At 61.9% G+C, this 24,749-nt stretch carries 24 protein-coding genes; 16 read left to right on the forward strand and 8 right to left on the reverse strand.

Annotated features, from left to right (window positions below; all coding sequences use genetic code 11):
- Positions 1 to 27: 27 nt before the first annotated feature.
- Positions 28 to 942 (reverse strand): formyltetrahydrofolate deformylase, encoded by a 915-nt coding sequence (gene purU / locus A477_RS0112075; RefSeq protein ID WP_017199250.1) that lies wholly within the window; start codon positions 940 to 942, stop codon positions 28 to 30.
- 119 nt (positions 943 to 1,061) lie between these two features.
- Here purU and A477_RS0112080 point away from each other — a divergent pair, with 119 nt between their 5' ends.
- The 3 genes from A477_RS0112080 (at position 1,062) to A477_RS0112090 (ending at position 3,038) form a co-directional block, all read left to right on the forward strand.
- Positions 1,062 to 1,742, forward strand: a complete 681-nt coding sequence (locus A477_RS0112080) for a GntR family transcriptional regulator (RefSeq protein WP_017199251.1) — start codon at positions 1,062 to 1,064, stop codon at positions 1,740 to 1,742.
- A gap of 152 nt (positions 1,743 to 1,894) precedes the next feature.
- Positions 1,895 to 2,809: a pyridoxal 5'-phosphate synthase lyase subunit PdxS gene (gene pdxS / locus A477_RS0112085; protein ID WP_017199252.1), complete on the forward strand. Its 915-nt coding sequence runs from the start codon at positions 1,895 to 1,897 to the stop codon at positions 2,807 to 2,809.
- Between the two features lie 4 nt (positions 2,810 to 2,813).
- Complete coding sequence (locus A477_RS0112090) at positions 2,814 to 3,038, forward strand: hypothetical protein (RefSeq protein WP_017199253.1); 225 nt, start codon at positions 2,814 to 2,816, stop codon at positions 3,036 to 3,038.
- 135 nt (positions 3,039 to 3,173) lie between these two features.
- Here A477_RS0112090 and A477_RS0112095 read toward each other — a convergent pair whose 3' ends face one another.
- Positions 3,174 to 4,106, reverse strand: coding sequence for a LysR family transcriptional regulator (locus A477_RS0112095; RefSeq protein WP_017199254.1), 933 nt, complete (start codon positions 4,104 to 4,106; stop codon positions 3,174 to 3,176).
- A gap of 160 nt (positions 4,107 to 4,266) precedes the next feature.
- Here A477_RS0112095 and A477_RS0112100 point away from each other — a divergent pair, with 160 nt between their 5' ends.
- Together A477_RS0112100 and A477_RS0112105 are read left to right on the forward strand one after the other, a co-directional pair.
- The gene (locus A477_RS0112100) at positions 4,267 to 5,568 is read left to right on the forward strand and encodes an aromatic ring-hydroxylating oxygenase subunit alpha (RefSeq protein ID WP_026005572.1); all 1,302 of its coding nucleotides are present in this window, start codon (positions 4,267 to 4,269) and stop codon (positions 5,566 to 5,568) included.
- Positions 5,565 to 6,983, forward strand: coding sequence for a ferredoxin reductase (locus A477_RS0112105; RefSeq protein ID WP_017199255.1), 1,419 nt, complete (start codon positions 5,565 to 5,567; stop codon positions 6,981 to 6,983). The genes A477_RS0112100 and A477_RS0112105 overlap by 4 nt, the downstream gene beginning before the upstream one ends.
- Positions 6,984 to 6,988: 5 nt before the next feature.
- Here A477_RS0112105 and A477_RS0112110 read toward each other — a convergent pair whose 3' ends face one another.
- Positions 6,989 to 8,263 carry a helix-turn-helix transcriptional regulator gene (locus tag A477_RS0112110; RefSeq protein ID WP_017199256.1) on the reverse strand — a complete coding sequence of 425 codons (1,275 nt, stop codon included), beginning with the start codon at positions 8,261 to 8,263 and terminating at the stop codon, positions 6,989 to 6,991.
- Positions 8,264 to 8,413: 150 nt separating this feature from the next.
- Here A477_RS0112110 and hxlB point away from each other — a divergent pair, with 150 nt between their 5' ends.
- A complete protein-coding gene (hxlB, locus tag A477_RS0112115; protein ID WP_017199257.1) occupies positions 8,414 to 9,004 on the forward strand; it encodes a 6-phospho-3-hexuloisomerase in 591 nt (196 codons plus the stop codon).
- Positions 9,005 to 9,082: 78 nt separating this feature from the next.
- Entirely contained in the window at positions 9,083 to 9,706 is a 624-nt protein-coding gene (hxlA, locus tag A477_RS0112120; protein ID WP_017199258.1) for a 3-hexulose-6-phosphate synthase, read from the forward strand.
- Between the two features lie 3 nt (positions 9,707 to 9,709).
- Here hxlA and A477_RS0112125 read toward each other — a convergent pair whose 3' ends face one another.
- Positions 9,710 to 11,863, reverse strand: a complete 2,154-nt coding sequence (locus tag A477_RS0112125) for an amylo-alpha-1,6-glucosidase (protein WP_017199259.1) — start codon at positions 11,861 to 11,863, stop codon at positions 9,710 to 9,712.
- Positions 11,864 to 12,142: 279 nt separating this feature from the next.
- Here A477_RS0112125 and A477_RS0112130 point away from each other — a divergent pair, with 279 nt between their 5' ends.
- The 7 genes from A477_RS0112130 to A477_RS0112160 all read left to right on the forward strand — a co-directional run bounded on the left by A477_RS0112130 (position 12,143) and on the right by A477_RS0112160 (position 19,054).
- Entirely contained in the window at positions 12,143 to 12,481 is a 339-nt protein-coding gene (locus A477_RS0112130) for a hypothetical protein (protein ID WP_017199260.1), read from the forward strand.
- Between the two features lie 92 nt (positions 12,482 to 12,573).
- Entirely contained in the window at positions 12,574 to 13,980 is a 1,407-nt protein-coding gene (locus A477_RS0112135) for a cryptochrome/photolyase family protein (protein ID WP_017199261.1), read from the forward strand.
- 41 nt (positions 13,981 to 14,021) lie between these two features.
- Positions 14,022 to 14,594 carry a hypothetical protein gene (locus A477_RS22285; RefSeq protein WP_017199262.1) on the forward strand — a complete coding sequence of 191 codons (573 nt, stop codon included), beginning with the start codon at positions 14,022 to 14,024 and terminating at the stop codon, positions 14,592 to 14,594.
- Between the two features lie 121 nt (positions 14,595 to 14,715).
- Positions 14,716 to 16,215 (forward strand): CoA-acylating methylmalonate-semialdehyde dehydrogenase, encoded by a 1,500-nt coding sequence (locus A477_RS0112145; RefSeq protein WP_017199263.1) that lies wholly within the window; start codon positions 14,716 to 14,718, stop codon positions 16,213 to 16,215.
- Complete coding sequence (locus tag A477_RS0112150; protein WP_017199264.1) at positions 16,215 to 17,276, forward strand: enoyl-CoA hydratase/isomerase family protein; 1,062 nt, start codon at positions 16,215 to 16,217, stop codon at positions 17,274 to 17,276. The genes A477_RS0112145 and A477_RS0112150 overlap by 1 nt, the downstream gene beginning before the upstream one ends.
- Positions 17,277 to 17,287: 11 nt before the next feature.
- Positions 17,288 to 18,229, forward strand: a complete 942-nt coding sequence (gene mmsB / locus A477_RS0112155) for a 3-hydroxyisobutyrate dehydrogenase (RefSeq protein ID WP_017199265.1) — start codon at positions 17,288 to 17,290, stop codon at positions 18,227 to 18,229.
- Between the two features lie 45 nt (positions 18,230 to 18,274).
- Entirely contained in the window at positions 18,275 to 19,054 is a 780-nt protein-coding gene (locus A477_RS0112160; protein WP_026005573.1) for an enoyl-CoA hydratase, read from the forward strand.
- 12 nt (positions 19,055 to 19,066) lie between these two features.
- Here A477_RS0112160 and A477_RS0112165 read toward each other — a convergent pair whose 3' ends face one another.
- The 4 genes from A477_RS0112165 to A477_RS0112180 form a co-directional block, all read right to left on the reverse strand.
- Positions 19,067 to 20,023, reverse strand: coding sequence for a carbohydrate kinase family protein (locus A477_RS0112165; RefSeq protein ID WP_017199267.1), 957 nt, complete (start codon positions 20,021 to 20,023; stop codon positions 19,067 to 19,069).
- Positions 20,024 to 20,143: 120 nt separating this feature from the next.
- Complete coding sequence (locus A477_RS0112170; protein WP_017199268.1) at positions 20,144 to 20,938, reverse strand: ATP-binding cassette domain-containing protein; 795 nt, start codon at positions 20,936 to 20,938, stop codon at positions 20,144 to 20,146.
- Entirely contained in the window at positions 20,935 to 21,981 is a 1,047-nt protein-coding gene (locus A477_RS0112175) for an ABC transporter permease (RefSeq protein ID WP_017199269.1), read from the reverse strand. The genes A477_RS0112170 and A477_RS0112175 overlap by 4 nt, the downstream gene beginning before the upstream one ends.
- 89 nt (positions 21,982 to 22,070) lie before the next feature.
- Positions 22,071 to 23,183 (reverse strand): substrate-binding domain-containing protein, encoded by a 1,113-nt coding sequence (locus tag A477_RS0112180; RefSeq protein ID WP_017199270.1) that lies wholly within the window; start codon positions 23,181 to 23,183, stop codon positions 22,071 to 22,073.
- A 176-nt stretch (positions 23,184 to 23,359) separates the two neighbouring features.
- Between A477_RS0112180 and A477_RS0112185 the strand changes: the two genes are divergently transcribed.
- Together A477_RS0112185 and A477_RS0112190 are read left to right on the forward strand one after the other, a co-directional pair.
- Positions 23,360 to 24,358, forward strand: coding sequence for a LacI family DNA-binding transcriptional regulator (locus A477_RS0112185; RefSeq protein WP_020372819.1), 999 nt, complete (start codon positions 23,360 to 23,362; stop codon positions 24,356 to 24,358).
- 50 nt (positions 24,359 to 24,408) lie between these two features.
- The gene (locus A477_RS0112190) at positions 24,409 to 24,708 is read left to right on the forward strand and encodes a putative quinol monooxygenase (RefSeq protein WP_017199272.1); all 300 of its coding nucleotides are present in this window, start codon (positions 24,409 to 24,411) and stop codon (positions 24,706 to 24,708) included.
- Positions 24,709 to 24,749 lie beyond the last annotated feature (41 nt).

Consider the following 24,749-nt stretch of genomic DNA (forward strand, 5'->3'; position numbering starts at 1 on the left):
TGAGTCTGCTGGTGTTCTGGTGCTTGGTTAGCGGAAAACCACGGTGCTGGTCTGGTCCAGCAGCACGCGGTGTTCGCAGTGCCACCTGACAGCGCGGGACAATGCCAAGGCTTCGGCGTCCTGGCCCACGGTTGAGAGTGTGGTGGGACCGTAGCTGTGATCGACGCGGATGACTTCCTGCTCGATGATCGGTCCCTCGTCCAAGTCAGCGGTGACGTAGTGGGCAGTGGCACCCACCAGCTTCACGCCGCGGTCATAGGCCTGGTGGTAGGGGCGGGCGCCCTTGAATCCCGGCAGGAAGGAGTGGTGGATGTTGATGGCGCGTCCTTCGAGGGCACGGCACAGATCGTCCGAAAGTACCTGCATGTAGCGTGCCAGCACTACGAGGTCCACGTTGTACTCTTCCACCAGGTCCAGGAGCCGTTGCTCAGCCTCTGCCTTTGTATCCGGAGTGACTGGAATGTAGACAAAGGGCAGGCCAGCGGCTTCAGCCATGGCGCGGTGGGTCTCATGGTTGGAGGCAACCACTACGAGGTCACCACCCAGGCTGCCGCCCCGCCAGCGGAAGATGAGGTCATTGAGGCAGTGCCCGAACTTGGACACCATGACCAGGACCCGCTTCTTGGTTTGGTCGTGGAAGCTGAACTTCATCTCGAAGCGGTCAGCAATCGCCCTGAATTCCTCTTCGAGGCGCTCCGGGGAGTAGGACAGCGGGCCGGAGAAAGCAGTCCGCAGGTGCAGTGTCTGGCGGAGTCCGTCGTCGAACTGCTGGTGTTCTTCGATGTTGAAACCGCGCTCGAAAAGGAAGGTAGTGACTGCCTGAACAATCCCGGCGCGTTCGACGCACGACAGTGTGAGTACGAACTTCTGTGCTTGCTCTTCTTTGAGCATGTCGGGCTTCGGTAGGGTGCTTACCGGTGAGTCTGTCGCCACGAGGGTCATGTCTCCTCCTTAAGATATATTCCTGGGTCCTGTACTGATATATTAGGATTGGATTCAGCGTATACTGGTGTTCAGGGTAGGTCAATAGATTTTTTGGTTGTGAAGAAAGGGATGGCGCTGTGGCTTTTGGAACTCTGGCAGTCACCGGCGAGGCCACGAAGAAATCCTTGGCTGACGTCGCGTACGAACGTCTCCGGGATCGCTTGTTGATGCTGGACATCAAGCCTGGCGACCTCCTCAACGATGACCAACTCGCCAGGGACCTGGAGATTGGCCGGACGCCGGTGCGTGAAGCATTGAAGCGCCTGGAGTTGGATCGGCTTGTCATTACTTATCCGAGGCGGGGGACCTTTGCCACCCGCGTGGAAGTAACTGACCTGGCCTTTATATCTGAGATTCGGGCGCAGTTGGAACCCTTGGCTGCCGCGAGGGCTGCTCGGGTCGCCTCGGCTGCCACTAAAGAGCACCTCCGTGAAGTAATGCGCGCAGTGGAGGACTTTGACGTCAGTGCGGCATCGGTGGTTGAAACCCTGCGCTTGGACGCGAGTGTTCACCAAGGCATCTACGCGGCGGCCGCGAACCCGCACCTCGAAGACATCCTGATTCGCTATGACAATCTGGCCACCCGGATTTGGTGCATGGTCTTGGACCGGTTGCCCGATCTCGAGCATCATGTGCGCGAGCACCTTGATCTGTTGAGGGCCGTTATTGATGGTGATGAGGATCAGGCTGCCGAGTTGGCCCGCGTCCATGTCAGCGGCTTCGAGCACGCTGTGCGGCAGGCACTTTTCGCAGCCTAGGTCGGCGCCGATCCCGCTGTTGACTCCGGGCTTCTGTGCTTGCATACTGAAGTCTCCCACTAATATATCACCCGGATATCACGCGCTCATATATCCCCGCCGAATCCGGGCGCTGGTGATGCAATCACAGCCTTCAGCCTTTGGAGTATCACGTGACGACAAGACCCCACCTTTTTGAACACATCCCCTTGACGGGCAGCAGCCGTGTTAAGCGGGGCATGGCGGAGATGCTCAAGGGCGGCGTCATCATGGACGTCGTTAACGTCGAGCAGGCCCGCATCGCCGAGGATGCCGGTGCCGTGGCTGTCATGGCGCTCGAGCGTGTCCCGGCCGACATCCGCGCCCAGGGCGGCGTGTCCCGCATGTCGGATCCGGACATGATCGATGCGATCATCGCTGCCGTGTCCATCCCGGTCATGGCCAAGGCGCGCATCGGCCACTTCGTCGAAGCCCAGGTGCTGCAGTCCCTCGGCGTCGACTACATCGACGAGTCCGAGGTCCTGACCCCGGCCGACTACATCAACCACATCGACAAGTGGAACTTCACCGTTCCCTTCGTTTGTGGCGCCACCAACCTCGGTGAGGCCCTGCGCCGCATCAACGAGGGCGCGGCGATGATCCGTTCCAAGGGCGAGGCCGGTACCGGGGATGTTTCCAACGCCACCGGTCACATGCGCAAGATCCGCTCCGAGATTGCCAAGCTCGCAGCCCTTCCGGAGGACGAGCTGTACGTTGCGGCCAAGGAGCTGCAGGCCCCGTACGAGCTGGTCAAGGAAGTCGCCGCGACCGGTAAGCTCCCCGTGGTTCTGTTCACCGCCGGTGGCATCGCGACCCCGGCTGACGCTGCGATGATGATGCAGCTCGGCGCCGACGGCGTGTTCGTTGGTTCCGGGATCTTCAAGTCCGGCAACCCGGCTGAGCGCGCCGCCGCCGTCGTCAACGCCACTGCTTACTATGACGATCCCGACGTCATTGCCAAGGTCTCCCGCGGCCTGGGCGAAGCCATGATCGGCATCAACGTCGACGACATCCCCCAGCCCCACCGCCTCGCAGAACGCGGCTGGTAGAGGCATGACGGATCTTGCCCTCGTCAAAACCGTTCACGGCCGTGGCCTGCGGAAGGACTGGGCTCAGCTGACCGGCCACACGGTGGAGGTGTGGTTGATGGGGCACCATGTTCTCACCGGCGTGGTGGAGCAGGCTTCCGACGACGACTCCGTGCTGTGGATCGCCGCGGAGGGTCTCTCTACGAGGAAACTGTTCGACAAGTCGACGGGATACCAGGTCTGGGCCTGAGCAGCTCTTGGCCGCACCCGTCGGTCCTGTGGGCCGTTGACGACGCGCATATTCGTATGGGCCACCCGTGGGGACCGTCGATGCCCGGATACTGGTGGCGTGCTGGAAGAAGTGTGACAGCCGCCGATTGGAGTGTCAGCGGTCGTCTTCGGGGCGGGCTGTGAGGATCCGGTGGGCGCTCTCCTGAAGAATGCCGAGCGACTCCTGAACCAGGGGTGATGCAATACTGCCCCTGCGCACCGCTGCCACAATGCGTCGCGCGGGCTTTCCCTTGCCGGTAATGCGGAGCCGGACCACGTTCTCGGCATTATGCAACGGTGCCAATCGCGGAAGCAGGCCTACTCCCAGTCCAGCGCCCACGAAAGCGATTTGGGTTTCCCATTCCACCGCCTCATGGGCAATGCGCGGTGTTACCCCCACAGCCGTGAACGCCGCCGTGAAGAGCGCGTGATAGGTGGACCCGGCGGATTCGGTGATCCATGGCTCAGACGCCAGCTCTTCCAGCGTGACCGTTTCCCGTGACGCCAACGGATGGTCACCCGGAATGATCACGTCCAAGGGGTCGTCGAGCAGCACCGTCTGTTCGAAGCGCGGATCGTCCTCAACGTATGTGTCGGACTGCATGGCAACGATGACCGCAAGGTCGATCCGCTCGGCGACCAACAAGTCGAAGCAGCGGGCCGGGTTCGCCTCGAGTACCTGTACCTCCAGCAGGGGGCGTGTTGTGCGCAAAGTAGCGGCTAGCGGAGCCAGCAACTGGGCCGCCGCCGTCGAGAATCCGCCGAGACCGAAACGGGACTGTACCTGGTCGCCGGCCTCCATGGCTGCTGCGCGCAGGCGCTCCCATTCGGCGATAAGTGTGTCCGAACCGGCCACCAGGAATCGTCCCGTGGCGGTCAGCCGCACGCCCCGGCCGTCCTTGGTCAGCAGCTGCATTCCGAGCATCCGCTGGAGCTCGCGCAGCTGTGCGGAGACGGCGGAGGGAGAATAGCCGGTGAGCTCCGCGGTGGCACCGATGGTGCCGCAACGGGCAAAAACTCGAAGTGTGATGAGCCTCGCATCAATCATGCACCTATTGTGCACGGTTATCTTCTGAATCTTGCGCTTTTGTTGCAGCTCATTCATCTCTAATCTCGTACTACGAAGACTTCGATAATGCCGCTTGCGACGATGCACCCGCGGTCCCCAATGAACTACACACTTATCCACGCCTCCTGGGAGGAAACACATGTCTGCTCCAGTCTTGCCCCTCAACTCACGCGGAAAACTCGCTTCATCTTTGCCTGCTGAGCAGCTGGCGGAGATCAGCGAACTGTTCGAGTTCCGGCGCAAGGGATATTCCCTCGATGCGCCTTTCTACACCGATGCCACGATCTTCAAGATCGATATGGAGGCCATTTTTGGCCAACACTGGATCTTTGCCGGCAGCGTCGCGGAACTCCCGGAGCCGGGTGACTACATCACCGTGGACTACGGCCCCTACTCGCTGATCGTGCTTCGCAATGACGACGGCGGCGTGAACGTCCTGCACAATGTGTGCCGTCACCGCGGTGCCCGCGTCCTGACTGAGGCCACGGGGTCCACAGGAAACCTCGTGTGCGGCTACCACTCCTGGACCTATTCCCCCGAAGGCAACCTGATCCACGCCTCCGCTCCCGGCGAAGCCAAATTCGATAAGAACTGCTTCGCCCTCAAACGTGCGCACAGCCGTGAAGTGGCCGGCCTCATCTTTGTTTGCATCGCGGACGAACCGCCCACCGATTTTGACGAGACCTCCAAGATCTTCGAGCCGTACCTCGCGCCCCACGATCTGTCCAAGACGAAGATCGCATACCAGCAGAACATCATTGAAGAGGGCAACTGGAAGCTCGTCATGGAGAACAACCGTGAGTGCTACCACTGCGACGGGCACCCGGAGCTCGCCTGCTCCCTGTTCCCCACCTGGGGGCTGACGGAGGGGCTGATCCCGGCACACCTTGAAGAAGTGTGGGACCGCAACAAGGAAGCGCAGGCGTCGCTCGAGGAGCGTTGCCGCCGCTACGGCCTGCCTTACGAAGTGGTAGAGGAGCTTGATACCCGGATTGCTGGAATCCGCATCTCACGCGAATCGCTCGACGGCGAGGGTGAGTCGTTCTCGGCTGACGGGCGTAGGCTCTCCAAGAAACTTCTCGGCGATTTGCCAGACTTCCGCCTTGGCCGCTGCTCGATGCACCTTCAGCCCAACAGCTGGTTCCACTTCCAGAGCGACCACGTCATCACGTTCGGGGTCTTCCCCATCAACGAACACCAGTCCCTGGTTCGCACTACGTGGCTGGTAGCCGACGACGCCGTCGAAGGCGTTGACTACGACCTGGAAAAGCTTACGTACACCTGGAAGCAGACCAACCTGCAGGACAAGGCCTTCGTGGAGCTGTGCCAGACGGGTGCCGGCAGCCCCGCGTACGAGCCCGGCCCGTACATGAAGAGCGAATACCAGGTGGAGGCATTCATCAACTGGTACGTGCAGCGTGTCCAGGAGCACTTGGCATGACGGAACTCCTCACTGAGACGTTAGTCCAGGAGCCACATCGCATTCGCGGTCTTGAGATGCCGTGGAACAGGGTCATGGGCAGCACCGAAGGACCCGCCAGCGCGGCACGTGCGTTGGGTCCTTGGCACCCGCAGGAGTTCATGGCCGAATGCGTCGAGATTGTTCCCGAAGTGGGCGGCATGATGACCTTCGTGTTCCGCCGCGCCGATGGCGCCCCGTTGGCGTTCCGTGCAGGCCAGTACGTTAATGTTGCTTTCCCGGTGAATGGCGAGGACGAGGATCCGGTGGACCGCAGCTACTCGCTGTCCAGTGCTCCCACCAAGCCGTGGACCTTCGACATCACAGTCAAGCGCGATGCCACGGGCCTGGTTTCACCGTGGGTGCACGAGAACATCAAACCCGGCACCGTTCTGGACATGCTCGGACCGGTAGGGGCATTCCACCTGCCCGACGCCGACCGTCGGGCCCGGTATCTCCTGCTGGCAGCCGGTGCAGGCATCACTCCCATCATGTCCATGGTGCGGACCATTCACTCCCTGCCCGGACAGGCCGATGTGGTGGTGCTTTACCACGGGGCAGAGGCCGGAGGCTTTGCCTTCAACAAGGAGCTGGCCTACATCGCGTCCGTTGACTCGCGCATCAAGGTCTTCTACTCCTTGGGCGACCGCAGCAAGCCCGAGGGCTGGGAAGGCCTTAGTGGAAGGCTGACGGCAGCAATGCTGGAGGAGGTTGCCCCCGATGCCAACGGCCGGCAGGTATATGCCTGTGGACCCGAGGGCTACCTGAACACGGCCACGGAACTCCTCAAGAAGGTTGGCGTGGACGATACCTCCATCTACATGGAGTTCTTCTCAGGTGATCGCCAGATGCTCCTCGAATATGCGGCGGAGGTGGCCCTCGCCACGGACATCGCAGAAGAAATTGCCGAGGAAATTGCCGACTCCGCCGAGGATTACTTCGAGAGCCAGCCTGCGGCTTTCGGTCTCTACGAGCCGAGGTACGACGCGGACGGCACCTTGGAGGCCACAGGCCTGCCGCTCGAAGCGGTCGACGCTGATTCGACGTCCGATCCGGAAGCCAGCGACGGCGGTTCGGGCACCTCCCCGGAGGCTTCAGTCCCTGATGCATCGAGCTTCGAGACAGTGGGAACGGGAAGCCTCACCCTGTCCTTCATGCGTACGGGCATCAATGTGCGCATCGACCCAACCGAGCACATCCTCGGTCCGGCCCAGCGTGCCGGGGTCAGGATCGGCGCGAACTGCAAGGAAGGGATGTGCGGCTCCTGCAAGGTGGTCAAGCTTTCGGGTGAAGTGGAGATGAACCACCAAGGTGGCATCCGCGCCCGGGAGATCGATGCGGGCAAGTTCCTGCCCTGCTGTTCCACCGCGCAGACCGATATGGTGATCGACGCGTAGTACGGCTACCGGAGTCCCGCACTGTGGGCCAGGGCAATGGCCTCAGTGCGGGACCGGACGTCAAGCTTCCGGAAGAGGTTCCGGAGGTGAAACTTCACAGTATTTTCGCTGATGCCAAGGTCAGCGGCAATCGAGCGATTACGCTGGCCGGCAGCCAGCAACTGAAGAACCTCGAGTTCCCTGCCGGCCAGCCCCCACTCTGCAACGTCCCCCGCGGGAACTGACGGCGGATCCAACGGCAGGACCACGGAAATATCGGCGCCCCATCCCTGCATGACGTCCACGTTCATGGTCCCGTCCACGGCCTGCACACGTTGAAGCAACCGTTCCAAGGTGGGCCCTTCAGGGGAAAGCTCCCCGCCGCCGTCATCCCTGACATTGATCAGCAGGTTCTCCCCGTCGCAGTCCCATTGCGTCCGGACCCGATGCACATCAGACTGCTCGGCGATAGCCAGGACCAACCCTCGAACCACAGCCCTGGCGGCGTGGGCCACCTCGCCAGGCAGTGCCCTTCCGTTGGCAGGCGGTTCGATGAACTGGATGTCGATGTTGCTGAAGTGCATGAGCGGCCTGAGGTCTTCCCGAAGCCTCTCGAACGCCTTGGCCACAGGCTCTTCCACAAGGTTGCTGGTGCGGTCACTAAGGGTCCGGAGGCCTACCAGGGCTTTGGCGGTGAGATCAGTAACGAACGTACGGGCCGCACGGTCGTCCAGTGAGTTTGAACGTAACGCCGCCAGGACGGTCTCGAGCGTGGTTGAGTGTTGGTCTACCAGCTCGCCGGTGACTCGTACACGCTCTGCCGAAGCTGCCCGCGACTCCAGAAGATACGACGGCGGAGCGTCGCTCACTTTCTCTTGGATGCGCGCCGCTGCAAGATCCCAAAGGTAGCCCACCATCCGGAGGGGTCCGCTGTCCGCCTCGATTGGGGTTGGCGCCGGATCGGTAAGGACCAGCAGGGCGTTGCTTGGTGCGTAGCGGAACGCGAGGACCTCCCGCTGCTGGCCGCCAACCATAGCGGCCCCCCGCCATGGCCCGTCCCCGCCCACTGAGGCGCGCAGGCGTTCCAGTTCCGGGATGGAAACCCTGCTGACGATGTCCTCTGCCCCGGCCTTTTTTTGTGGGCGGCCCGTGCAGTCCTCAGTGAAGATGACCAAGGCACTCGATGACAGGAACGGCAGGGTGGCCGCGCGAAGCTCTTCGGCTATGCCCATCAAGGGGGCTTTTGCAATGGACGAAACCGAGTCCAGAAGGGGCCAGTGGAAGTCGTTGGGCTGTGGCATGCAACCAAGCCTAAAGGAGTTCCATCGACATGCCTACCCGAAAGGGTGGTTATTACTGTCCATTTTTGGCGTTACCCCTACCTGAAGTAACCGGAACAATTGATATAGGCCCTATGAGGGAAGAGGCACCCACCTGCAAAAGGAGTGAAAGTGAACGTCACCGCAGAAACAGCAACAACCACCAGTGACGACGTAGCCGGTAACGTCTCCCTGATCTTGGGCGAGATGGGACGCACGGCCTCCGGCATTGACTACGGACAAGTGTCCCGCCTGGCCGACGAGATCAGCGGTGCTGAACGCGTCTTCCTCGCCGGAGCCGGTCGGAGCGGCTTGGTCCTACGGATGGCAGCCATGCGACTCATGCACCTCGGAAAAACCGTCCATGTTGCGGGTGATACCACAACACCCGCCATCAACGCAGGGGACCTGCTGATTGTCGCTTCCGGTTCGGGTACTACTTCGGGAGTAGTCAAAGCGGCTCAAACAGCGCTGTCGGCGGGATCCCAGGTTGCCGCAATCACCACGAACCCGTCTTCTGCGTTGGCTGGTCTTGCCCAGGCGGTGGTGGTTGTCCCGGCGGCCCAGAAGACGGACCATGGCTCTGATGTTTCGCAGCAGTACTCCGGCAGCCTCTTCGAACAGTCGCTCTTCCTGGTGACCGAGGCTGTTTTCCATTCTCTCTGGGGCGCCACTGACGAGCCTGCTGAGCAGCTCTGGTTGCGCCACGCAAACCTGGAGTAGAACCCCACGCCCTGAGATTCGCGCAACACCCTCATACCCACCCGATTCACCAACCAGTCCAAAGAAGGAAACAACATTATGAAACTGCAAGTTGCACTCGACCTCCTCACCATCGAAGACGCCCTGGAACTCGCCGGCAAAGTAGCCGAGCACGTGGACATCATCGAGCTGGGCACCCCGCTGATCAAGGCCGAGGGTCTCTCGGCCGTTACGGCAATCAAGGAAGCCCACCCCACCAAAATAGTGTTCGCGGACATGAAGACCATGGACGCAGGCGAGCTTGAGGCCGACATCGCCTTCAAGGCAGGCGCCGACCTGGTGTCCGTCCTCGGAACGGCGGACGACTCCACCATTGCCGGTGCAGTCAAGGCGGCACAGTCCCACAACAAGGGCATAGTGGTGGACCTGATTGGCGTGGCCGACAAGGTTTCCCGCGCCAAGGAGGCCCGCGCCCTGGGCGCAAAGTTCATCGAGTTCCACGCTGGACTCGATGAGCAAGCCCAGCCTGGTTACGACCTGCGTGGACTGCTGAACGCCGGCGAAGAGGCCCGCGTACCGTTCTCTGTGGCCGGTGGAGTGAACGCATCAACCATCGGAGCTGTGCAGTTGGCCGGTGCCGACGTCGCGGTCGCTGGCAGCGCAATTTACAGCGCAGCTGATCCGGAACTGGCTGCCAAGGAACTCAAGGCAGCAATTCAGTAGTTCCTAGGGTTCTGTCCGTCGGAGCTCGGCCCTCTCCACGAGCTCAGTGATCCAGGGCCGTTGCGCACGGTGGAGTACCAGGCCCTCCGGGAGCCCCTGAACCTGGGATGTGGAACCGGCGACATCAATGGTGATGCGCCCGCTCCCCATCGGGGCGTTGCTGATGTGCAGGTCACCGTAAGATTCCGGCAATACCGGATCCAGCCAAACGCCGCCCAGCGAAATATGGGCGTCGTAACGCATGAGTCCGGTGATCAGCTGGATGGGAGTGGTGGCAGCCCATGCCTGGGGGGAGCAGGCAGTCGGATACGGCACGGGCTCCCTGAACTGTCCGCGGTCAAAACCGCAGAACAGTTCAGGGAGCCTGCCGCCCGAAAACTCGGCAGCTTCGAGGAGGGCAGTGGCAATACGCTGCGCTTCCTCCACGAAGCCATAGCGGAGCAGCCCCGCCGCTATCAGGGCGTTGTCATGTGGCCAGACCGACCCATTGTGGTAGCTGGCCGGGTTGTAGGCCCCCATATCGCTGGCCAGTGTCCGGACACCCCAGCCGCTGAACATTTCCGGGGACATCAGCCGTTCGGCCACGAGGGGTGCCTTGTCTTCATCCACCAGCCCAAACCACAGGCAGTGCCCCATGTTTGAAGCACACGCATCCACGGGTCGCTTGTCCTTGTCCAAGGCCACCGCATAGTAGCCCTTGTCCGGGAGCCAAAACTCCTCGTTGAACTTCTTCTTGAGGCGAGCCGCGCGTTCCCGAAGCTCGGCTGCCAAGGTGAGATCGCCGTCGTCGTAAGCCATCCAAGCGCGCGCCATGTAGGCGCCATGCACATACGCCTGGACTTCGCACAGTGCCAGTGGCGGCTCGGCAATGGTGCCGTCGGCAAAGTTAATGCCGTCCCAGGAGTCCTTCCAGCCCTGGTTGATGAGGCCGTGCTCGTTGGGACGTCCATACTCCACATAGCCGTCGCCGTCCCGGTCGCCGTAGTCCCTGATCCATTCGAGCGCGCGATCCGCGTTGGGGAGGAGCTCCGCGATCACATCCTTGGCGAAACCCCACCGGCTGACGGAGCCCAGGACAATGACGAACAGGGGAGTGGCGTCCACGCTGCCGAAGTACGCGGACTGGCCGCCCAAGGCCAAGCCGCTGGAGACGTCCAGCCGAACTTCATGCAGGATCTTGCCCGGTTCTTCTTCGCTGTTGATGTCCACTACCGTTCCCTGGCGGTCAGCCAGCGTGCGGAGGGTGCCCAATGCCAGCGACGGGTCAACGGGCAGTGCCATCTCTGACGCCCACAAGGAGTCGCGGCCGAACAACGTCATGAACCAGGGCGCCCCGGCGGCAACAACCACCCTGTCCGGATGGTCAGGATCCTGGATCCTCAACGCGCCCAGGTCTTCGTAGCTACGCCTTAGGGTGCGTTCGATGGAGCGATTCCCAACCTGCAGGCGGGGAATTTTGGCCACCCATTCTTCCCGGCGACGATCGCTGGGGGACAACTCGCCGCGGGCCGGATGGGCGAAAGGCGTCCCTGCACCGTCAAGGGTGGGGACGACGCTCACGCGCGTGCTCCAGCTCCCGTAAGGCGGAATCTCGGCCGTGAATCCCAACGCTCGAGCCCCGGCGCCGGCGCCCTCAGCCCGGATGACAACACTCTTCCGGATGCCCTCCCACTTTCCGCGGATCTCCAAGGAGTCGCCCTGCGGGATGCGGGTTTCCGTCCATTCCCGGGTGATGCGCGCTTCCTTCACCTCAAAGAGGTCCGCGAAATCCGATTCGGCAGTCAGCAGGATCCGGCACTCTGCAGGCCGTTTGGAGTAGTTCCGGACTGTAATTTCTTCCAGGATTCCCGCCCCGACCTCCCGCAGCCGTTCCACCAGGAGCGGGCTGTCCGCGTACCCGTCCGACCGTGGTACCCGCCCTGCGAACAGTGCACGGTAAGGTTCCCGGGTTTCAGCTGCCAGGGTTTCGATCATCTGGCCGTTGACGGTCAGCTCCCATCGGGAAAGTATTCGGGTGTCCAAATGGAAGACGCCATGGGGAAGTTCGGGGTGGATGTCCCCATTGGTCGAAGAAATGCAGAAGGACGAGCCCTCCACCAAGGTGACCGTTCCGGAGCCCAGCGGCCCCGCTGCCGTGTCAGCATTCCATCCAGCCACTTGATGCTCCTTATCAGTGAGCTCGCGGATCGCTTGAGCTCCAGCGGCTGCCCAGTGGGCGGCCCTCTGCATGGATGTAAATGACGGTACGCCGGTGTGGGTGTGGGCGCCAGAGCCCTGCCAGGCCCAGCGCATTTGCGGAGGGCAAACACCCCGCAACCCAGAGTTAATCTCCTTTTCCCTCGTCCGGGCAACCAGAACGGGTCTATAGTGAGGGATAGGACATTCGCTGATGCAGCCCGGCGGCCCGCATTTTCTTCCGACGCCGGAGGCCCCGTAATGACCGACACCCAAATTGGCAGCTTTATTCGTGACTGTGTGGTGTTTGAGGACGACACTGAGAACGGCTTGGACTTTGACACTTTCTACGGCCTCTACATCAGCTGGTGCGTTCTCGGACGCAAAATCCCCATCCCTGACTCCGCTTTCAAAACAGCCCTTGAACTCCAGGGACTGAAACCCATCAAGGTCAGTGGCCAGAGAGTTTATCCCGGTATGAGCATGGTAGGTGCAGCCGCGCGGGACTACGTCGTTAATAGTGTTCCCATGTGGAGCGAGACCGCCACCGACATTCCGGTTTCCGAAATTCGCCAACAGGCAGTGGCATCCATCGCCTGACCTCATTCCAGCAAGCATTCAGCCCATGCCCCTAGGATTCTTTAGGGGCATGGGCTGTTCCTGTTTCCGGAGGTTCTCGCTGAAAGGCTCTAATGAAACCGTCCATCGTTTGGTTTCGCGACGATTTGAGGGTCGCCGATAACCCGGCCTTGCGTGCCGCCGTCGACGACGGCGCGGCCGTTGCCCTCTACATCCTTGACGAGGAATCGCCGGGTATCCGCCCCCACGGTGGCGCCGCGCGCTGGTGGCTCCACCACTCGTTGACCGCCCTCCGTGAAGATCTGGACAGGCTTGGTGTTCCCCTGCTGCTCGGTCGTGGACCAGCTGCTGACGTCGTCCAAGAGATCACGACGGCGATGGGTGCCGGTGGGCTGTACTGGAACCGGCGGTACGGTTCCGCTGAGCGAACGGTCGACGCCGGTATCAAGGCTTGGGCGGGCGAGGCTGGACTGCATGTCTCGAGTTTTCAGGCTTCCCTGCTCCATGAGCCGTGGGAAGTGACCACCAAAACGGGCGGGCAATACAAGGTCTTCACCCCTTTCTGGCGGACTGTTTCCGCGCAGGACTTCCGCGAGCCGCTGGCCGTCCCGGAAGCGGGGCACGGTTTCACCGGAAAGCTACCCGTCCATGACCACTTGGAATCGTGGCAACTGCTTCCCACCGCCCCGGACTGGTCCGGCGGATTGGCCGAAATGTGGACGCCGGGTGCTGCCGCCGGGCACAAGCGGCTCGACAAGTTCGTGGCGGACGGCCTTTCCCATTACAGCGAGGGCCGCAACCGTCCGGATACTGATGGGAGCAGTTGCCTCTCGCCCTACTTGCGTTGGGGTGAGTTGAGCCCCTTTGAGGTGTGGCATGCTCTGGGCTCCAGGCGATCGGAAAGCGCCTCTATCTATGCTTCCGAGTTGGGCTGGCGCGAGTTCTGCTGGCACCAGTACTTCCACAATCCAACCCTTGCAACGGCCAACCTTCGCCCGGAGTTTGATCGCTTTCCCTGGGCGTGGCCCGGCTCTAACCGTAACGGCAGCAGCAACAGCAACGGCAAGCACCCCGGCCACGAGTCAGCGCCGGAGGAATTCCTGGCCTGGCAGCAAGGCCGCACCGGCTTTCCCCTGGTGGACGCGGGGCAACGGCAGCTTTGGCATACGGGCTGGATGCACAACCGCGTCCGCATGGTTGCCGCCAGTTTCCTGGTGAAAAACCTCGGCATTCATTGGCAACTGGGGGAGCAATGGTTCTGGGACACCTTGGTGGATGCCGATCCGGCGTCGAATCCAGCCAACTGGCAATGGGTAGCCGGCTCCGGGGCGGATGCTTCGCCCTTCTTCAGGATCTTCAATCCGGAGGCCCAGCGCGTGAAGTTCGATCCCCAGGGGAAGTACATCGCCCACTGGATTCCCGAGTTCGGAACACCGGAGTACGCGGAGGAAATCGTGGACCTGAAGACAACACGGGCGGAAGCGCTGGAAGCGTACAAGGAGATGAGGGAAGTCCACTAAGGGCTCCCCGAGGTTTGGCTGGGCGACTATAGGCTGGGGGCATGTCAACCGAGCTCATCCTAAAAATCGCCACCGGGGCTCTGGTCGCAGGGCTCCTGGCAGTGGCTGCTTGGTGGGCGCGGAAGCACCCCAACAGGTCCAAGGAGTATCCGGAACAGGTACGCCTACCCAAAGTGGTGCCGTTCATTGGCTGGCTTTTCCTTGGTTTCGGCCTCCTCATGGGCTTGGTCTCGTTCGCCTATGCTCCTTCTCCCTTGGGTTCCCGAATCACCGCGGTTGCCATCTTCCTGGCCGGCCTTGCTTTCGTGCTGATGTACCGCAACTGGTATGTGGCTCCGCGCGCCCACGAGGTTGCCTTCCGTACCGTGCTCGGCAAGGAACACGTGGTTCCGTACGGCGACATTGCGCACTACCGCGTTCAGGTGATGAAGGGGCAGCCAATCCTGACGGTCAAGTCCGTTCATGGTGCAAAGCTCAGCCTTAATATCCGCACCTTCGACGTGGCACACCTCATGACGGCCATCGATTTCCATAAGGTGACCGGCCACTGGCCTGCCCGCGCTGACGAGGTGGGCGGAGGTCCCGCGGCAGAAAAATACCCCTCTGGAAATTAGTAGGAAGTCCGAGTATATTCGGATTCAGAGATGACCTGGATCACAGCTGGTCACGTGTTCCGCAACGGTCCCAGCACCCGGCGGCACGGCAGTCATTCACGATGCAAAGGAGCATTCCACCATGGTGCGCGAGCTTTCCCACTACGTAGACGGCCAGAGGATCGAAGGCACGTCCGGTCGATTCAGTGATGTCTATGATCCCTGCACGGGCGAAGTCCAGGCGCGGCTTCCGCTGGCCAGCGCGGACGAGGTTCGCAACGCCGTCGCAAATGCCGAAAAGGGTCAGCTCGAATGGGCGGCAATGAACCCGCAACGCCGGGGACGCATCCTGCTCAAGTTCGTGGACCTGGTCAACCAGAACATGGACGAGCTCGCACAACTCCTATCCTCCGAACACGGCAAGACCTTCGCCGACGCCAAGGGCGACATCCAGCGCGGCATCGAGGTAGTGGAGTTCTCCGCCGGGGCGCCGCATCTGCTCAAGGGCGAGTTCTCGGACAACGCCGGCCAAGGGATCGACGTCCATTCGCTCCGCCAGCCGCTGGGCGTCGTCGCGGGCATTACGCCCTTCAACTTCCCGGCCATGATCCCGCTGTGGAAGTCAGGACCGGCGCTCGCAGCCGGCAACGCGTTCATCCTCAAGCCCTCCGAGCGGGACCCCTCCGTGCCGCTGCGCCTGGCCGAGCTGTACAGCGAAGCCGGTGTGCCGAACGGCGTCTTCAACGTGATCAACGGCGACAAGGAAGCCGTGGATGCTCTGCTCGAAGATCCGCGGGTGAAGGCCATCGGATTCGTGGGATCCACCCCCATTGCGCAGTACATCTATGCCACGGCAGCTGCGCATGGAAAGCGCGCCCAATGCTTCGGCGGTGCGAAGAACCACATGGTGATCATGCCCGACGCCGATCTCGACATGGCTGCCGACGCCCTGATTGGTGCCGGGTACGGATCCGCCGGTGAACGATGCATGGCTATCTCCGTTGCCGTGCCCGTTGGCCAGGAAACCGCAGACGCTCTGGTGGCCAAGCTGACCGAGCGTGTGAAGGACCTGAAGGTAGGCCACAGCCTGGATAAGGATTCGGACTTCGGTCCCGTGGTGGCTGCTTCAGCCAAAGAACGGATCGAAGGCTACATCCAATCCGGCGTGGACGAAGGCGCAACACTGGTCACCGATGGTCGCGGCCTCACGGTGGACGGCTACGACGGCGGGTTCTGGGTGGGCCCAACGCTCTTCGACAATGTCACCAAGGACATGAAGATCTACAAGGAAGAAATCTTCGGTCCCGTCCTCAGCGTGCTGCGGGCGGCTGACTACGACGAAGCGCTTAGGCTCTGCAGCGAACACGAGTTCGGCAACGGCGTCGCAATTTTCACCCGCGACGGCGACTCCGCACGCGACTTCGCCAGCCGGGTAGAGGTAGGCATGGTGGGCATCAACGTGCCGATTCCGGTGCCGATCGCGTACTACACGTTCGGCGGCTGGAAGGCGTCCGGTTTCGGCGACCTCAACCAGCATGGCGCCGATGCGTTCCGCTTCTACACCAAGACCAAAACCGTGACGTCGCGGTGGCCTTCCGGCATTCGCCAGGGTGCCAGCTTCATCATGCCGGCAGGCAGCTGATGGGGGCCTTGGAAACAGAAGACGTTCTCTTTGAGCGTCGCGGCCATCTCGGCATCGTGACACTCAACCGCCCGAAGGCAGTCAATGCGCTGAACGATGGAATGGTGAAAGCCATGCTCCGGCAGCTGGCCGAGTGGGCTGACGACGACGCCGTTGCCACCGTCCTGGTGCGCGGCGCGGGCGACCGCGGACTTTGCGCGGGTGGCGATATCGTTGCCATCTACAAAGACATGCTGCACGGTGGCACCGCGACAGCCGGGTTCTGGGCCGAGGAATACCGGCTCAACGCGCTGATCTCCCACTACCCCAAACCATACGTCGCCTTCATGGACGGGCTCGTCCTGGGCGGCGGGGTCGGCATCTCTGCACATGGCTCGGTTCGCGTCGTCACCGAGCGGACGCGCACCGGCATGCCGGAAACCACCATTGGATTCGTGCCCGACGTCGGCGGGACCCTTCTGCTTTCACGCTCACCAGGGGAGGCAGGAACGCATGCCGCGTTGACTGGGGCACATTTGTCCGGCGCGGACGCACTGTTCCTCGGGCTTGCGGATCATTTCGTGCCGTCGTCCGAGCTGCCCGCTATGGCGGAAGCGTTGGAAAGCTCGACGGCGGAGGCCGCCGTCGAGCGCTTTGCCCAAGCCGCGCCGGAGTCAGCGTTGGCGGCGCAGCGGGAGTGGATCGATGCCGCCTACGTCCATGAGGATGCCGAAGAGATCGTCCGGAGCCTGCGCGCTTTGGGCGGCGAGGCAGCCGCTGCAGCAGACACGATCGAGGCGAAATCTCCCACATCGGTGAAGGTCGCGCTTGAGTCGCTGCGGCGGGTCCGGGGGCTCTCTTTGGAGGAGGCGCTGGATCAGGAATATCGGGTAGGGCTCCACTGCCTGGCCGGACCCGATTTTCGGGAGGGTATCCGCGCGCAGGTGGTGGACAAGGACCGCAACCCGCAGTGGAAGCCACCGACTCTCGCCGAAGTCCGGGAGTCCGACGTCGAGGGCTACTTTGCGCCGCTCGGCGAACGGGAGCTGGGGCTTTCAGCAAGTGCAGTCCAGTCGAATTGAAGGAGACGAGCATGACAGAGAACGCAGCCGTGCCAGATATCCAAGCCCCGGCAACGGGACTCATCGCTTTCCTTGGCCTGGGCCATATGGGTGGTCCCATGGCGGCCAACCTGATCAAAGCCGGACACAATGTGATTGGCTATGACCCCGTGCCGGCGGCCGTCGAGGCAGCCCGGGCTCACGGAATTCCCATGGCATCGACGGCTCATGAGGCTGCTGCGGAAGCGGCCGTGGTGTTGACCATGCTGCCCAGCGGCAAGCATGTGCTGGATGCCTACCGCGGTGTGGACGGCCCCGGGCTGCTTTCTGTTGCGAAGCCGAACACCTTGTTCCTGGACTGTTCCACCATCAACGTGGACGAAGCCCGCGAGGCCGCCGTGATCGCCCTGGAAGCCGGTCACCGTTCTGTGGACGCCCCTGTTTCAGGCGGTGTGGTGGGGGCCGAAGCCGGCACCCTGACCTTCATGGTGGGCGCTTTGCCGGAGGACTTCGAGTCCGTGAAGCCCATTTTGGAACTCATGGGCAAAAGGATCGTCCACTGCGGAGACCATGGCGCCGGGCAAGCCGCCAAGGTTTGCAACAACATGATCCTGGGGGTGTCCATGATCGCCGTTGCCGAAGCCTTCGTGCTCGGGGAGAAGCTAGGGCTCACGCACCAGGCATTGTTCGATGTCGCCTCCAACGCGTCCGGCCAGTGCTGGGCGCTGACCACCAACTGTCCCGTTCCCGGCCCCGTTCCCACCAGCCCCGCCAACCGCGACTACCAGCCCGGCTTTGCCGGTGCGTTGATGGCCAAGGACCTGCGCCTGGCTGTGAATGCGTTGGAAAGCACAGGCGTTGCAGCGGAAATGGGTCCTTTGGCCTCGCGTATCTACGACGCGTTTGCCGCTGGTGAAGGCGCTGGGAAGGACTTCTCGGGCATCATCACGGAGATCCGCGACAAGTCTGTGTGAGAGGTTGGAACTGAACTTATGACGAGCTTGGTGGAGAGGGAGAGCATGACTGAGCAGTACCGGAACATCGTGGTGGAACGTCGGGGACGGGTTGGCTTGGTGACGCTGAACCGGCCGGAGGCGTTGAATGCGTTGAATACAGCCCTCATGAACGAACTTGTGGACGCAGTCACTGCGATGGACACTGATCCCGAGATAGGCGCCGTGGTGATCACGGGATCCGCCAAAGCATTTGCTGCCGGTGCCGACATCAAGGAAATGTCCTCCAACAGCTACATGGAGATGTATGCGGCGGACTGGTTCCGCCGTTGGGAGGACCTCACCCGCCTGCGCATCCCTGTTGTTGCTGCTGTGTCCGGTTTTGCCTTGGGTGGTGGCTGCGAACTGGCCATGATGGCCGACTTCATCATCGCGGGGGACAACGCCAAGTTCGGCCAGCCCGAGATCAACCTCGGCGTCATCCCGGGAATGGGCGGCTCGCAGCGGTTGACCCGGGCTGTGGGCAAGGCGAAAGCCATGGACATGGTCCTCACTGGCCGGTTCATGGACGCCGACGAAGCCGAACGCTCCGGTTTGGTCTCGCGGGTGGTCCCTGCAGCCGAGGTGATCGATGAAGCACTCAAAGCTGCCGAAGTCATCGCATCCAAGTCCAAGCCCGCCGCGATGGTGGCAAAGGAAGCTGTGAACGCAGCCTTCGAGATGGGCCTGGCGCAGGGTGTCCTGTTTGAGCGCAGGGTGTTCCACTCGCTTTTCGCCACCGAGGATCAGAAGGAAGGCATGGCCGCGTTCAGCGAGAAGCGCCAACCGGAGTTCAAGCACCGGTAGCTCGGGAATGGGCTACCTGGCAACGAGCGGCAGCTGCATGAGTCCGTCCAGACCTATGTGAAGTTCGTCGGAGGTTGGAGGGTTGGCGCCGGGCCGGCTAACGGTGATCGCTGCGGCCACGGCTGCGGTCTGTCCGATGATCTCGAGGGCGGTTGGTGCGAACGCCTTTTCGGCTCTGGTCAACAGCTCAAAGATCAGGGCGCTCATGTATGAGTCACCGGCGCCGATGGTGTCTGCAACGGTGGTCTTAACTGATGGGATGTTGAGGCGTGCCGCGGACGTGGCGAGGAGCGCACCTTCAGCGCCCCGGGTGATCACGACCAGCCGAGCCCCCTGTTTGAGTAGCCGGGATGCTACGTCGTCCGGCGAAAGTGCGGGATACAGCCAATGAGCATCTTCGTCGCTGAGTTTGACGACGTCAGTAAGGGGGAGCAGGTCCTCGAAGGTCTTCTTTGCTTCGGCGTGGCTACCAAGGAGGGCCGGGCGGATGTTGGGGTCGTAGGTAATGAAGCAGGAGTCGTGGCATTGTTCGAGGAGGGTGCGCACGGTAGTTGCTCCCGGGGCCAGGAACGCGGCGATGGAACCGGTATGGACCATTTTCGGAATCATGGCGGGCGCTACGGGAGCAAGTTCCCACAGAATGTCGAACTCGTAGCTGGCCGAACCGTCCGTTGCGAGCGTGGCGGTGGCGGTGGCGGTGCGGTTAAGGGACGTTGACCCGGGGAGTAGCTGGACGCCTGCGCTTTGGAGGTGGGTGGTGATCGCGGCTCCGTGTTCGTCCTTGCCAATCGCTGTGAGCAGCCCGGTCCTTACCCCGAGGCGCCCCAGGCCGTAGGCAACATTCGCGGGGGAACCGCCAGGGTAGCTGATGGTTCCTTCTCGGGTATTCACAGTGTCGACCAGGGCTTCGCCAATGACGAGAACGTCCAGGGGGTTTTGCGCGGAGGCATCCGGGTGAAGGTTGTGCATCTCGGTTCTTTCGTCGGGTTACCGCTGATACGGCGGAGGTATGGGTCCGTCCGCGGACCTGTCGGCAGGTCCGCGGACGGAGATTGGGGTTCCGAATGGACGGAAGGTCCGGCGTGCCAGTCAGGCTTTGGCCGCACCTGTCATGATGGCGACGGCGTCGGTCATGGTGTGGGACTGCGGGGTGATGGTCGCCGCGCATTTGCCCAGTCGCTGGATGTGGATGCGGTCTGCAACGTCGAACACGTGAGGCATGTTATGGCTGATCAGGATGACCGGCAGGCCCCGGTCGCGGAGGTCCCGGACGAGCTGGAGCACCTGGTTGGATTCACGGACGCCCAGAGCGGCTGTCGGTTCGTCGAGAACCACCACCTTGGATCCGAAGGCCGCTGCGCGGGCCACGGCGACGGCTTGTCGCTGGCCGCCGGAAAGATTCTCAACCGGCACGGTGACGTCCTGCAGGGTGGAGATGCCCAGTCGGGTCAATTCTTCTTTGGCCTTCTTGCGCATGCCCTTGGTGTCGAGTATCCGGAACAAACTCCCCAACGGTCCGGGAAGGCGCTCTTCCCGGCCCAGGAACAGGTTCGAGGCGACATCGAGGGCCGGCGAAACGGCAAGGTTCTGGTAGACGGTTTCGATGCCGTGGACGCGGGCGTCCTGTGGCCGTTTGAAGTGCACCTGCTGTCCGGATACGAACAGTTCGCCGGTATCCGGAACTTCGGCACCGGTGAGGCATTTGATGAGAGTGGACTTGCCAGCGCCGTTGTCGCCGATAACGGCCAGAACTTCGCCGGGATAGAGGTCCAGGCTGACGCCGTCGAGACCGACGACCCGGCCGAAGGTCTTGACGAGGTTCCTGGCCTTGAGGATGGGCTCGCGGGTCTCGGTGCGGGGGGCTTCAAATTCTGTGGTGGTCATGACTTGACCTTTCGGATCCATTGATCGACGGACACGGCGATGATGATCAAGATGCCCACCGCGAGTGTCTGATAAAGCACGTCCAGGCCGGCGAGGGACAGGCCGTTGCGGAAGACACCAACGATCAGCGCTCCGAGCAGCGAACCCCAGATCGAGCCGCGGCCGCCGAAGAGGCTGGTGCCGCCAATCACGACGGCGGTGATGGAGTCCAGGTTCAGGTCGACGCCGGCATTAGGGCTGGCGGCGTTGGTACGCCCGATCTGGATCCATGCGCCAATGGCGAGGACCGCACCGGCGGCAAGGTAGACGCTCATCAGGACCCGGTTGACGGGAATGCCGGCCAGGCGGGCTGCTTCCTTGTCATCGCCGACCGCGTAGACGTGCCGGCCCCAGGCGGTCTTGCCCAGAATGAACGCCACGGCCACGTAGAGGAGGAGCATCATGACCACGCCGGTGGAGATCCGGACGGGTCCGATCGGGAATGTGCTTCCCAGCCAGGTGAGCATGTCCGGCATCGCGGAGCCACGCACGGTGCTTCCGCCGGAGTAAAGCAGCGTCAAGGCGATAAAAATGTTCAACGTTCCCAGCGTGACGATGAATGGCGGGAGCCGGAACCTTGTCACAAGGAATCCGTTCAGAGCCCCGGATCCAAGTCCGACCGCGAGACCGGCAAGCAGCGCAATGGGCCCTGGAATGCCGTTGCTGACCGCGAGCTGGGCGATCACCATCGAGGACAAGATCATGACCGCGCCTACGGAGAGGTCAATTCCGGCAGTCAGAATGATCAGCGTCTGGGCGATGGCCAGTGTACCCACCATGGCAACCTGTTGAGTGATCAAGGACAGGTTCTCAACACGCAGGAAACGGTCGTTGAGGAGCCCGAAGACCACCACGGCGATCAGCAGAACAATGGCCGGACTGAGGGCCGGGTATCGGTGAAGGATGTTGCGGATTCTGCTGAGGGGGGTCTGGCGGTCGAGGAATTCCTCGGCCAAGTCAGCATGCCCGGCGCTCGGAGGGCCGGCGGTCTGTTGCTGGGTCACTTTAGGTTGCTCCTGAACTTCCATGTTCTGTAACTGCTGGTACGCGGGGAGACGCTACTTGGCTCGTCTCCCCGCGTTCTATGAGGTTCTTACTTGCCCCAGCAGACCTGGGATGCCTCGGTAGTGGTGATGCTCTTCACGCCGTCGACGGGCTTGTCGGTGACGAGTTCCACGCCCGTGTTGAAGAAGTCCAGGCCCTCAGAGTTGGCAGGCTTTTTGCCGGTCTTAGCCAGCTCAACGATGGCTTTGACGCCCATCTCGGCCATTTTGACCGGGTACTGCTGTGCGGTTGCGCCGATCACACCGGACTTGACGTTGTTCACACCTGTGCAGCCGCCGTCAACGGAGACGATCAGAACGTCCTTTTCCTTGCCAGCGGACTTCAAAGCCTCGAAGGCACCTGCGGCAGCAGGCTCATTGATCGTGTAGACAACGTTGACATTGGGGTTCTTGGCCAGCAAGGTCTCCATCGCGGTACGTCCACCGTCTTCGGCTCCCTGGGAAGCCTGGCTGCCGACGATTTCGTAGTCGCCGCCCTTGCCGCCGGTGTACGTTCCCGTCTTGGCTTCGTCGCCGTTCTTCTTCTTATCCGCGGTGTCGATGCCGAGGCCGGTCAGGAAGCCTTGGTCGCGGTTGTAGTCCACGGAGACCACCTTGTCGTCAAAGAGGTCAATGAGGGCGATGACGGCCTTCTTGCCTGCCAGTTGCTGAGCGGTCCACTTGCCAATGAGCTCTCCGGCATTGAAGTTGTCGGTGGCGAACGTGATGTCAGCGGCGTCGGCCGGGTCCGGCGGCGTGTCCAGTGCAATGACGAACAACCCAGCATCCTTCGCCTTCTTCAGGGCATCCACCACCGAGGGACCGTTTGGGGTGATCAGAATGCCCTTGTCACCCTTGGAAATTGCATTCTCAATGGCTTGGATCTGGGTGTCCTCGTCACCGTCGGCCTTGCCGGCCGCAAGCTTAAGGTCGACGCCGTCCGTCTCGGCGGCCTTCTTGGCGCCATCCTGCATGGATACGAAGAACGGGTTTGAGGTGGTCTTTACGATCAGCGAAACACCGATCTTCTCGTCGGTGCCTCCGCTGGATGAAGGGGTGGAGCTGCCTCCGCAGGCTGTCAGGCTAAGTGCGCCGAGCGTCAGGACTGCACCGGCGGCGAGAAAGCGGGTCCGGGCGGACCGCGTAACTTTGGAACTCAACATTGAAACTCCTGTTTTTGTGGCTGTTGGCGGCGCATTTTCTGCGGCTGACAACGTTGTCAGGTAACATGTAAGCAAGCTCACACGGTAGAGTCAAGTATTAAATCGAGGTGAGGAGCAGCAAGTTGACAACGGTGTCTAATCGTTACCAGTCCGACTCCGGACGCAAGCGCCCGACGATGAAGAATGTGGCCGATCTCGCGGGGGTTGGGATCAAAACAGTCTCCAGAGTGGTCAACGACGAGCCGGGGGTCTCAGAGGCGACCCGCCAGCGGGTAATGCGGGCGACGGAGCAGCTGCAGTACCAACTGGACATCACAGCGGGCAGCCTGAAGCGTTCCGGACGCAAGACCCAGTCCATCGGCCTGCTGCTGCCGAGCGTATCCAACCCGTTCAGCGGCGAGATCCACAGGGCCATGGAAGATGCCTTGGCTGTGCGCGGAATTGCCGTCTTCGCGGCAAGCCTGGATGACGATCCTGATCGGGAGAGGAAGCTGATCTCGGCTTTCCTGGGCCGTCGGGTCGACGGGCTTGTGCTGACTACCATCGCCAAGAGCCAGGCCTACATGATCCCGGAGCATTCCCGCGATCTGCCGCTGGTGTTCATTGACCGTGAGCCTGCAGGTATTGAGGCTGACGCGGTAGTTACTGACAATGAAGTTGGCGCGGCAAAGGCGGCAGCCCATCTGATCCAGCACGGACATACCAGGCTGGCTTACCTTGGCGACCGAACGGATATTCAGACAGCCGGGAGGCGTCGGGCAGGATTCCTGGGCGCCGTCGAACGAGCAGGCATCTCCACCTCCGGCGTCGTTGTTCGTGAGAACCTGCATGATGAAGAAACCGCATTTCGTGCGGCGCACGAGTTGCTCACCTCAGAGAACCCGCCGACCGCAATTTTCTCCAGTCAAAACTTGGTGACCTTTGGCGCCATGCGGGCACTGAAAGCCCTTGGGCTGCACCACAGGATTGCCCTCATTGGATTTGATGATTTCACCCTGGCCGACATGATGGACCCCGGGATCACTGTGATCGCCCAGCACCCTGAGCGCATCGGCAAGCTTGCGGCTGAGAGGATCCTTGCAAGGATCGATGGTGATCAGAGCCCTGCCCAAACGTATGTCATCCCAACTGAACTGATACAGCGTGGTTCCGGTGAAATCCGCATCCCGAGCTAATGCGAACAGATGAAAGAGCAATCCGAAACCTCCCGAGCAAAGGACCGGCTATGACCAAAACACTGTATGCGGAGTTCACCGTCAAGGAAGGCAGTGAAACCCGCGTCGCGGAAATGATGGCAACCCTTACAAGGCATGTCCGTAACGAACCGGGGAACGTGATGTTCCTGCCCTACACGCGGGAAGCCAACCCGCGGGAGTACTTTGTCTTTGAGGTCTACCGGGACGAGCAAGCCTTCCAGGAGCACATCGCCGCCGACTACGGCAGGGAGTTCAATGCGGAACTCGCCGAACACATAGAAGGCGAAGGATCGATCCTGACCTGGCTGCAACCACTGATACAGCAGTAAAAGCAAAGGTACGGCGGCTGGCGAAAGCCGGCCGCCGGACC

Source organism: Arthrobacter sp. M2012083 (genome assembly GCF_000281065.1).
Lineage (GTDB): Bacteria > Actinomycetota > Actinomycetes > Actinomycetales > Micrococcaceae > Arthrobacter.

Excerpts from the sequence above, each read along its gene's own strand:
- purU (WP_017199250.1), bottom strand. The coding sequence starts at position 942 with ATGACCCTCGTGGCGACAGACTCACCGGTAAGCACCCTACCGAAGCCC.
- A477_RS0112090 (WP_017199253.1), top strand. The coding sequence starts at position 2,814 with ATGACGGATCTTGCCCTCGTCAAAACCGTTCACGGCCGTGGCCTGCGG.
- A477_RS0112095 (WP_017199254.1), bottom strand. The coding sequence starts at position 4,106 with ATGATTGATGCGAGGCTCATCACACTTCGAGTTTTTGCCCGTTGCGGC.
- A477_RS0112100 (WP_026005572.1), top strand. The coding sequence starts at position 4,267 with ATGTCTGCTCCAGTCTTGCCCCTCAACTCACGCGGAAAACTCGCTTCA.
- A477_RS0112105 (WP_017199255.1), top strand. The coding sequence starts at position 5,565 with ATGACGGAACTCCTCACTGAGACGTTAGTCCAGGAGCCACATCGCATT.
- A477_RS0112110 (WP_017199256.1), bottom strand. The coding sequence starts at position 8,263 with ATGCCACAGCCCAACGACTTCCACTGGCCCCTTCTGGACTCGGTTTCG.
- hxlA (WP_017199258.1), top strand. The coding sequence starts at position 9,083 with ATGAAACTGCAAGTTGCACTCGACCTCCTCACCATCGAAGACGCCCTG.
- A477_RS0112130 (WP_017199260.1), top strand. The coding sequence starts at position 12,143 with ATGACCGACACCCAAATTGGCAGCTTTATTCGTGACTGTGTGGTGTTT.
- A477_RS0112135 (WP_017199261.1), top strand. The coding sequence starts at position 12,574 with ATGAAACCGTCCATCGTTTGGTTTCGCGACGATTTGAGGGTCGCCGAT.
- A477_RS22285 (WP_017199262.1), top strand. The coding sequence starts at position 14,022 with ATGTCAACCGAGCTCATCCTAAAAATCGCCACCGGGGCTCTGGTCGCA.
- A477_RS0112145 (WP_017199263.1), top strand. The coding sequence starts at position 14,716 with ATGGTGCGCGAGCTTTCCCACTACGTAGACGGCCAGAGGATCGAAGGC.
- A477_RS0112150 (WP_017199264.1), top strand. The coding sequence starts at position 16,215 with ATGGGGGCCTTGGAAACAGAAGACGTTCTCTTTGAGCGTCGCGGCCAT.
- mmsB (WP_017199265.1), top strand. The coding sequence starts at position 17,288 with ATGACAGAGAACGCAGCCGTGCCAGATATCCAAGCCCCGGCAACGGGA.
- A477_RS0112160 (WP_026005573.1), top strand. The coding sequence starts at position 18,275 with ATGACTGAGCAGTACCGGAACATCGTGGTGGAACGTCGGGGACGGGTT.
- A477_RS0112165 (WP_017199267.1), bottom strand. The coding sequence starts at position 20,023 with ATGCACAACCTTCACCCGGATGCCTCCGCGCAAAACCCCCTGGACGTT.
- A477_RS0112170 (WP_017199268.1), bottom strand. The coding sequence starts at position 20,938 with ATGACCACCACAGAATTTGAAGCCCCCCGCACCGAGACCCGCGAGCCC.
- A477_RS0112180 (WP_017199270.1), bottom strand. The coding sequence starts at position 23,183 with ATGTTGAGTTCCAAAGTTACGCGGTCCGCCCGGACCCGCTTTCTCGCC.
- A477_RS0112185 (WP_020372819.1), top strand. The coding sequence starts at position 23,360 with ATGAAGAATGTGGCCGATCTCGCGGGGGTTGGGATCAAAACAGTCTCC.
- A477_RS0112190 (WP_017199272.1), top strand. The coding sequence starts at position 24,409 with ATGACCAAAACACTGTATGCGGAGTTCACCGTCAAGGAAGGCAGTGAA.